This window comes from Arthrobacter sp. (assembly GCF_031179385.1).
Classification (GTDB): Bacteria; Actinomycetota; Actinomycetes; order Actinomycetales; family Micrococcaceae; genus Arthrobacter_D.
The window spans coordinates 42900-49149 of sequence record NZ_JAPSHV010000009.1 but is presented as its reverse complement, the minus strand read 5'-3'; the positions used below and the strand labels follow the sequence as shown (position 1 = coordinate 49149).

The 6250-nt window shown below is 61.9% G+C and carries 7 protein-coding genes; 2 read left to right on the top strand and 5 right to left on the bottom strand.

Annotated elements, in window-relative coordinates; genetic code table 11:
* Positions 1 to 126: 126 nt before the first annotated feature.
* Genes RIF85_RS03245 through RIF85_RS03235 form a run of 3 tightly spaced genes read right to left on the bottom strand, consistent with a single transcriptional unit; the run spans position 127 to position 2481 of the window.
* Positions 127 to 1140: a cation diffusion facilitator family transporter gene (locus RIF85_RS03245; RefSeq protein ID WP_309070472.1), complete on the bottom strand. Its 1014-nt coding sequence runs from the start codon at positions 1138 to 1140 to the stop codon at positions 127 to 129.
* Positions 1137 to 1616, bottom strand: coding sequence for a transporter substrate-binding domain-containing protein (locus RIF85_RS03240; protein ID WP_309070471.1), 480 nt, complete (start codon positions 1614 to 1616; stop codon positions 1137 to 1139). Before RIF85_RS03240 ends, RIF85_RS03245 begins: the two co-directional genes overlap by 4 nt.
* A 52-nt stretch (positions 1617 to 1668) precedes the next feature.
* Positions 1669 to 2481: an enoyl-CoA hydratase-related protein gene (locus RIF85_RS03235; RefSeq protein WP_309070470.1), complete on the bottom strand. Its 813-nt coding sequence runs from the start codon at positions 2479 to 2481 to the stop codon at positions 1669 to 1671.
* On the opposite strand from RIF85_RS03235, the gene RIF85_RS03230 reads away from it, so the two are divergent.
* Positions 2480 to 3079, top strand: coding sequence for a DUF4262 domain-containing protein (locus tag RIF85_RS03230; RefSeq protein ID WP_309070469.1), 600 nt, complete (start codon positions 2480 to 2482; stop codon positions 3077 to 3079). The two genes, RIF85_RS03235 and RIF85_RS03230, sit on opposite strands and share 2 nt — an antisense overlap.
* Here RIF85_RS03230 and RIF85_RS03225 read toward each other — a convergent pair whose 3' ends face one another.
* Positions 3080 to 3961: a CPBP family intramembrane glutamic endopeptidase gene (locus tag RIF85_RS03225; protein WP_309070468.1), complete on the bottom strand. Its 882-nt coding sequence runs from the start codon at positions 3959 to 3961 to the stop codon at positions 3080 to 3082.
* Between the two features lie 104 nt (positions 3962 to 4065).
* Between RIF85_RS03225 and RIF85_RS03220 the strand changes: the two genes are divergently transcribed.
* Positions 4066 to 5448 (top strand): GH1 family beta-glucosidase, encoded by a 1383-nt coding sequence (locus RIF85_RS03220; RefSeq protein ID WP_309070467.1) that lies wholly within the window; start codon positions 4066 to 4068, stop codon positions 5446 to 5448.
* A 15-nt stretch (positions 5449 to 5463) separates the two neighbouring features.
* Here the strand turns inward: RIF85_RS03220 and RIF85_RS03215 are convergent, their stop codons facing one another.
* Entirely contained in the window at positions 5464 to 6165 is a 702-nt protein-coding gene (locus tag RIF85_RS03215) for a LysR family transcriptional regulator substrate-binding protein (RefSeq protein WP_309070466.1), read from the bottom strand.
* Positions 6166 to 6250 lie beyond the last annotated feature (85 nt).

The window sequence follows — 6250 nt, the reverse complement described above, 5'->3', positions numbered from 1 at the left end:
GAGCAGTATGCCTGGATGGTCAACGCCGAAAACATGCAGCCCACGGCCAACGTGGTGAAGCCCGCTCAGAAGTAGTACAGGAAGCGGTTGGGGTGCTGGCCGCTAGGCCGCCACCCTGACTCCTTTCTAGCGGTACTCCCCTCCGCCCTGTGTCAGGCCGGGCAGGAACTCCTCGGGTAGCACCGTAACCGGCACGATCACCATGTCCTGGGCCTTCCAGTCCATCCCGACGCAGGCCTCCCTGGCTTTTTCAATCCTGCGAAGCGTTGCACCGGGCCATTTCCTGGGCACCACAAACGACTCGATGTGGAAGACGTGCCCCTCATCCCGGACCCGTGATCTGGCTTCCCTGACCCAGGGCAGGCTCTGGAGGTACGCATCGATCCGCTCGCCGAGTGGGTGAGGCTCGGAGTCGTCATAAGTCCTGGCCCGCGTGTCAGTCAGACCTCCGATGGCTCCTCGCAGATTCTTGATCCCGTCGTGCAGGATGCTCGTGGAGATGATGAGCGCGGCCACGGAGTCAGCCCACCACAGGCCCATACCGATGCCCAGTACGCCCACGGCTGCGGAGAGTGCTGTCATCCAGTCCGCCTTATTCATGTCGGCGTCGGCGTAGAGCACCTTGTCATGCAGCGTCTTGGCGAGTTTCATCTTGATGATGCCAAGGACCACCGGCGGTCCTGCTGTCAGCAGCATCGCCAGCACCATCAGCCATCCCAGCCAGAAGGTATTGCCCAACAGGGTGATTCCGCCAATTGTGGGATGTTCGGCTGTCACAAGCTTCAACCCTGAGTCGACAAGAAGGTACCCACCCATGACCACCAGCGCCACTGCTGCCACCAGGTGGGCCACGCCGACCGCCCGGTGATATCCGTAGGGATGGGACTCAGATGGACGACGGCGGATCACCCTGGTTGCGACAAGGAAGGAGATTGGAGGCAGGAAGGACAACATGTCTTCAATCCACGCGGCCTTCATGGCCTGCGAGTTCCCCAGCACCAGATACACCAGAAATGTGGAGACGGCCAGGAAGATTATGGTGATCCATTCCCACTTGACCGCCTTCCGGAGTGCGCGTTGCTGCTCCGGCGGCAATGCGGTGTGGCCAAAACGGGCTGCGTCTTTCTCACCGTTGTTCACAGTTGAACCTCCTGCGCCTGAAGGAACTGGTCAAGCTTCAGCAGGAAGGCGTTTTCGCCAAGCGGCACGAGCATGACGTGCTTGACGGTTTTGCCGCGCTCATCAGTGGTTTCCGTGTACGGCCTGGTGATCCCAGCGTCCTTGATCCACGGGGTGTCCGCGCCGAATCCACCGATGGCCAGATCGAGCTCACCATGGTGGAGGTCGTCCGCTAGTTCGTGTTCGGTGCCCTGCACCCACTCGATGCCGGCGTCCAGCGTGTCTGCAAATTCCTCGACCAGCTCCGGTTCAATGCCCTCCGGATCTCCCGACGCAGGCAGCTGGACCCACTCGGCGTTCTCGCTGACGCCTACCCTGAGTGTCCCTCCCGATACCCTTTCGAGCGTTCCTTCCGGGTCCTGTGGAATGGCGATGCCGCAGGATGAGAGCCCCAGCAGGAGCAGCAGCCACGGCACCACCTCGTGAATTCTCAGCATGCTTAGCAAGATACCCCTTCACTAGCTTTTACGCAGGTCAGGGCGGGAATTGTCAGCGTCCGGGGAAGTTGGGGCGCTCCTTTGCGAGGAAGGCACGAGTTCCTTCTACCTTGTCTTCCGTAGCGAAAGCGGCGCGGAATGACTCCGCTTCCACAGCAAGGCCGTCGGCGGTGGTCATACCCTGCGTGGCTGAAAGCGTCTGCTTGACCAGAGCGACGGCGGCGGGAGACTGGCGCCCTACGAGGACGACGGTGCTGTGTGCGCCGTCGAGCAGTTCCTCGACCGTGTCGAAAAGCGCTGTGACAAGGCCTGCCCTCTGTGCTTCCTCGGCATTCAGACGGCGTCCGGTGAAGAGGAGCTCGCGGGCCAAACCCTGGCCCACGTACCGCGGCAGCCGTACAGACCCACCGAAACCGGGAACGAGGCCGAGGCTGACTTCCGGCTGCCCGAACGATGCCGTCGAAACCGCGTAGATCAGGTCACACGCCATAGCGAGCTCACATCCGCCGCCCAGGGCGAACCCGTTCACTGCAGCGATGACCGGAACCGGCAGCTGCTCAATCGCTAGGGTCACTCCGTGCATGCGGGAGCTGTAGGCATGCGCTTCATCGGGACTCATCGCGGTCATCTCGCGGATGTCCGCACCGGCGACGAAGGCCTTCCCCGCGCCGGTGATGATGACTCCGCGAACCGGCCACGCGCCGTCATCGTTCGTCAGGACCTCAGACACCGCAGCAAGGCAATGCTCAAGATCTTCGATCACTCGTGAGGACAGGGCGTTCAGGGCATCTGGCCGATTGACCGTGATGGTCAGCACGGTGTCACGAATGTCGGTGAGAAGAGTGGCGTAGACAGGAAACTGCATGCGGCCAAGCGTAGCCCCCGGCGAAATGTCGGAGGGGGATGACACCTTCGAATCAGTGACACCGAAGGAGAGCACCATGACCGACCTCATCTTTCATCGCCCCTGTTCTTCACTTGAATTCTCGAGCCTGCGACGCGAAGAGGACTTCGACCGGGAACACATCCAGGCCCAGGTGAGGCAGGAGGGGGTGCAGTTGCGCGTCAGCCAGGACCATGGCGGCCTGCCGTGCGCCTACACAGTGGGCCGCACTGAGCAGGGGCTGCCAGAGCTGATTCTCTATGGCCAAAGCTCCGGCCACGTGCGGCATGCCTGGTCACAGCTTGAACCGGAGCTCGCGCGGCTTACCCGGTCGGGAAGCCGGGTGTTTCACGGGCAGTTCGACGGCCACGCCATCGAGGTGCGGCAGGCTTCACTGGGAAGACTCCGTGACGCTTTTTCCTTGTACGGCCGAAACGGTTTTACGGCGCTTCAGGTCTACTGGGTAGTCGGTTCAGACAACCATCTTCCGCAGCAGTGGGAGATCCGCTTCCTTGCTGCACAACCCTTCCTCGGCGGCGGAACATTAGGTGATCTCCTGGAGGGTACGAACGGTTCTTGATCAGGGCAACAGCTCCGGCGGAATCAGCAGCAGCAGTGCAACGCCGGTGCCGTTGAACACTACGTGAGTCACAATTGCAGCACCCAAGCGGCCCGTGATGACCGTCAGAACCCCGCACATCAAACCAACGGTGAACGTACTGACCAGCAGGTAGACGGATGAACGGAGGTCCGGAACTGCACCGGTATGCAACAGGCCGAAGGCAAGGGAACTCACCAGGAGGGCAATGACCGTGGACGTGACAATGGACCTTCTCTGTACGGCGGGGGCCACGGCATCACGCCGGTCCCCGGTGCGCCGAAGCCACAGTGCATTCTGCACCCCGCGCAGCACCAGCCCCCTGTTGAACAGCTCCTCCAGGAAAGGTGCCATCAGGACACCACCGAACACGCCGTTGATAATCAGCCAGACAGTGTCACCGGTGAGAAACAATTCTGCATTGCCCTGGATCACCTCACCGTCCTGCAGCGGCCACAGCAGCGTGAGGATCGCAAGAATGATCGCCAGCACAATACGGGCGGCGATGCCCACGCCAATGCCCACCGCCAGGTCGATCCACCGGAACCGGAGGCCGAAGTCGCGCGTAAAAGAACGGAAGCCATGGCGCCGCGAAGCGTACAGGGTAACGCCGAACATCGCCGTCCACGTCAGCAGCAAAGACGCGAAGATCAGCTGTGGGCCGAAGGGCAGCACCCCGGCAAGTGCAAGCGTTCCTCCCAGCGGCACCAACACCACCAGCACCAACCCAGCCATCGCGAGGCCGGCCCCCCAACGCGGTGCGAGCGGGCCGTCCGGGGTCAACTGAGAAGGATTGGCCAGGCGAAGCGGCATGCGCTGACCAGGAAGAAACTGGCCAAGAGGGGAAGGAGTGGATCGGGCCATGCAAGCACCATATCGGTCTATCCCGAGAAGAAACTGGGCAATGCAGTTGACGGGTGGGGGTGGGGAGTTCTTTAGTGAAGTGATATCGAGACCAGGGAGTGCTGATGAGCGAGTTTGGACTACCCGAGGGGTTTGTATTCGGGACCTCGACGGCAGCGGCGCAGATTGAAGGCGCGGTCAACGAGGGCGGGCGCGGGCCGAGCATCTGGGACGAATACGCGAGCCAGCACAGCAACATCCTGGATGCCTCAAGTCCAGCAATAGCCTGCGACCACTACAACCGGTATGAGGAAGACTTCGATCTCCTCAAGCAGTTGGGCGGGAAAGCCTACCGGATGTCCATCGCGTGGCCGCGCATCCAACCCACCGGGACGGGACCCGCAAATCCGGAGGGGATCGCGTTCTACCACCGTCTACTCGATGCCTTGCTGGAGCGGGGCATCGAACCATGGGTAACCCTGTATCACTGGGACCTCCCACTGGCCCTGCAGGATGCCGGGGGTTGGCAGAACCGGGACACCATCGACGCCTTCGTCAATTACACCCGGATTGTCCGCGATGAGTTCGGGAGCAAGGTTGCCGCCTGGATGACGGTGAATGAGCCCGTGGTGCATACCGGCGTGGGGCACGCCATAGGCAGGGCCGCGCCGGGGCTCATGCTGCTGGGCAGCGCATTCTCGGTAGCGCATCACCTGTTGCTGGCCCATGGGCGGGCCGTACGGGTGCTGCGCGAAACGCTGGACGCGCCCATCGGCGTCGTCAATAACCATTCGCCGGTGGAACCGGCCAGTGACTCTGAGAAAGAGCGGGGACTCGCTCTCCTCTATGACCACTACCACAACGGACAATTTGCGGCACCGCTGCTCACCGGTGAATACCCGCCCGACCTCGCAGGGATTGAAGGCATCTCCTTCGAGGTCATCCAGGAGGGCGACATGGAGATCATTTCCACGCCCCTTGATTTCTATGGGATCAATTACTACTTCCCCACGAAGGTCGGCGCATCTCCGCCGCTGTTCCCGGTTCCCTTCATGCAGCGGGATTACTCGGACGTACCGAAAACCGACTTCGACTGGCCGGTCATCCCCAGCGGTTTGACCACCATCCTCAAGCAGCTCAAGGAGCAGTACCCAAACATTCCGCCGATCTACATCACCGAGAACGGCTGCGCGTACGACGACGGCCCCGGCGGAGACGTGAAAGACACCCGACGGATCGAGTTTCTGGAAAAGCACCTGGCGGCACTCGGTGATGCTATTGCCGAGGGCGTGGACGTCCGAGGGTATTTCCACTGGACCCTCGTGGACAACTGGGAATGGCAGGAGGGCTACACGAAAAAGTTCGGCCTGGTGCGTATGGAACCGGCCACGCTCGACCGGGTACCGCGTGCATCCTTCCACCGATACGCCGAGATCATCGCCCAGCACGGTAGGCAGGGCGTCAACACCGGCGCAGTCATTCCGCCAGTGGCTGCAGAAGCTTCCTGAACCGCTGGTTCCACGCTAACGACGGCGTCCTCGACCACGTGCCCCTGAGGCGCCCTTGGATGTTCCCGGCTTACGGGTGGTGTTCCTCCCGGAAGCGGGTTTGCCTTTTGCGGGTTTGGCTGTCTTTTTCGGTTCTTTGGGGGTTTCCTTCTGCGCCGAGGGCTGCCTTGAGCTACGGGCTGTCCTCCCCCGGACTATGCCGATGAACTCCTCGATGTCGTCCGTGGTGTTGTCGGCAATCCAGGCGACCGCAATGGTCGTTGAAGGTGCGTCCGGAACGACTGGCGCAACCACATCCCGCCGGTTGTAGTGGCGGGCAACGGACATGGGCAGCACAACGACGCCCGCACCTGACGCCGCAACCTCGATGGCCGTTCGGGCGCCACCGCATTCCTGGACATCAAGGACGTTTTCGTCGGCCAGTTCGCTGAGTGCCACCTCGTCCAGCAGGGAGAGCTCATTGTCCTTCGACACCACTACTACTGCCAGTTCCTCATAGAGCGGGATAACGCTGAGGGCGTCCCGATCAATGGGCAGACGGACAAAGGCGATGTCCACTGAACCGTTCCGAAGCGCTGAAGCCAGCGCGTCGTCGTCGTACTCGGTCGCTTCGATCGGAAGATCCGGGTTCCTTTCGCGCCAACGTCCCACCCACTTCCCCGGAGTTACCCCAGGGACAAAGCCGATGTTCAGGACGGAGGGCTGGAACGCGGGCACGTCCTCACAGTAACGCAGTCAGCTATACCGCGTTCCTGGCTTCCACCCCTCGCTACGCTCGGCGCGGGGCCCTCGCCCAGTACGC

Coding starts and splice junctions, on each gene's coding strand:
- RIF85_RS03220 (WP_309070467.1), top strand. CDS start 4,066: ATGAGCGAGTTTGGACTACCCGAGGGGTTTGTATTCGGGACCTCGACG.
- RIF85_RS03230 (WP_309070469.1), top strand. CDS start 2,480: ATGCGGCCAAGCGTAGCCCCCGGCGAAATGTCGGAGGGGGATGACACC.
- RIF85_RS03235 (WP_309070470.1), bottom strand. CDS start 2,481: ATGCAGTTTCCTGTCTACGCCACTCTTCTCACCGACATTCGTGACACC.
- RIF85_RS03225 (WP_309070468.1), bottom strand. CDS start 3,961: ATGGCCCGATCCACTCCTTCCCCTCTTGGCCAGTTTCTTCCTGGTCAG.
- RIF85_RS03240 (WP_309070471.1), bottom strand. CDS start 1,616: ATGCTGAGAATTCACGAGGTGGTGCCGTGGCTGCTGCTCCTGCTGGGG.